Annotated in this window: 1 pseudogene; it reads right to left on the bottom strand. The window is 54.3% G+C overall.

The annotated features are described in order from the left end of the window. A pseudogene (locus D5269_RS18050) lies at positions 1-739 on the bottom strand (hypothetical protein); the annotation flags it as partial.

Raw genomic sequence — 739 nt, 5'->3', positions numbered from 1 at the left:
GTAAAGGCCGGGGCAGGGTTCTTGTAGCCGATGCCGTAGATGCTGAAATGCCCGGCTTCAAAAACAACCGTACCCAGGTCAGGGTCATAGCTGGATTTTGTCAGCCATTCCACCTTGCCCTTGCCATCTACATAGACCGCATAGAGATTTCCGGTCTTTTCGTCCTTTGCCGGAGCATAAGGCAGACGGACAGCGATGGTGTGGCCGTCAAAATCGGTAATCGGCGTTTCTTTCCCGCCGGAGAGATACACCAGCGACAGGTCATAGACCGGCCTTGTGCCGATGGCAGCTTTGGCTTCTTTGGATAAACCGGACGGGTCTGTTTTCTTTACCCGGAAAATAACGTCCCCGTTTGCCGACAGGGTATCCAGCCATTTCAGCAGTTTTGTGTCCATTCCTCCAACAACCACGCCCTCAATGTTGATCTCCAGCCGCTTCACCTTTTCGCGGACGAGGGTGTTCAGGGTTTGGGCGTTAATAGTTACGTTAAAAGAGTTCTGTCCTTCTTTTGGCGTGACAGGAATGACAACCGCCACGCCGTTAGCGGTATTGCCGTTCTTTTTGGCGTCGTTCTTTGCCGTGTTGATGGCAGACTGGACAGTGCCGTTATCCACCGCCACATTCCCGTTTTTATCCGGTGTTGCCGGTTTGGTCTGGCTGGTGGTAGGAGTGTCCGGCTTGGTTTCGTCGGGACGCGCTACAATCGTGGAGCCGCCGCCGGAGGAACCATTGTCACCGC

Origin of the sequence: Anaerotruncus sp. 1XD42-93 (assembly GCF_009917605.1) — a bacterium.
Classification (GTDB): domain Bacteria; phylum Bacillota; class Clostridia; order Oscillospirales; family Ruminococcaceae; genus Anaerotruncus.
Note: the sequence above shows the minus strand (reverse complement) of the source record. Positions and strands in the feature narration are given on the sequence as shown.